Source organism: Corynebacterium sp. AOP36-E1-14, assembly GCF_052377495.1.
Taxonomy (GTDB): Bacteria; Actinomycetota; Actinomycetes; order Mycobacteriales; family Mycobacteriaceae; genus Corynebacterium.
Genome location: NZ_JBQSWV010000075.1, coordinates 1 through 838 on the forward strand (window position 1 = coordinate 1; position 838 = coordinate 838).

At 61.2% G+C, this 838-nt stretch carries 2 protein-coding genes; both read right to left on the reverse strand.

What is annotated here, in order from left to right; translation table 11 throughout:
- Positions 1-49 precede the first annotated feature (49 nt).
- Positions 50-193, reverse strand: a complete 144-nt coding sequence (locus tag ACT3TD_RS14790; RefSeq protein ID WP_444615244.1) for a transposase — start codon at positions 191-193, stop codon at positions 50-52.
- A 119-nt stretch (positions 194-312) separates the two neighbouring features.
- Positions 313-838: ISL3 family transposase (locus ACT3TD_RS14795; RefSeq protein ID WP_444615245.1), on the reverse strand; the 526-nt coding region annotated here is incomplete at its 5' end.

Genomic DNA, 838 nt, shown 5'->3' on the forward strand with positions numbered 1-838 from the left:
CTCAGCTATGCACTCCGTATCGCGAAGAGCCAGTTAGGCTCTTCGCGATTCACAGTACGTTGATCCGGTCGCGGAGTTGCCCGGAATGGATCAGCGACCTCAAGATGTAATGGTCCAGATTTCGGCAACCCAATGCGATCCCGCGCAAGTGCTCCACCCTGCCATTGACCGCTTCGACGGGCCCGTTCGACACTCCGACATCGAAATACGCCAGGATATCGGCCCGACGTCACCACAACGTGCGCCCGAACTGTGCCAACTCTTCCAACCCCTTCGGGAGCCCCCTGCGCAGCGTGTCGATCAACCCGGCCATCAACTTCTTGCCCCGTGACTTGCCCGGAACACCGTACGCGGCAACGACATTTCCTGGCAGAAACCCCAGGTGACCTGCAAAGCAACGTAGTCATCGTCAGTGGCCCACAGCAGATCCAACCGCTGTTTCTGCCGCTCGGTCAGATAGTTCGTCCTGGCCATCAGGCTACGGCGGTGCTTGTACAACGGGTCAACCTTGCGTCCGCGCCGACCAGTCGTCTCTCGTTGCAGGCGCTGCCGACACCCAGTGAGTTTCTCGGCGGCCAGGTGCACCACGTGAAATGGGTCCATCACCTTCGTCGCTGCGGACAGGGCGTGGTCCACGGCGGTGGCGTAGTCGGCGAAACCGTTCATCGTCACCAACTGAACCGACTCGCGGAATGCTTCGCGGCGTTGTGCTGCAACCAGGTTCGTAGAAGCTCGGCACCTGCGACCTGGGCGCATATCAATCAGCCGCGCTGGACCTCGCCCATCGACCAGCGGGGTCAGATCCACCAGCACCGTAACCATCGAGGAGGGATCGCCC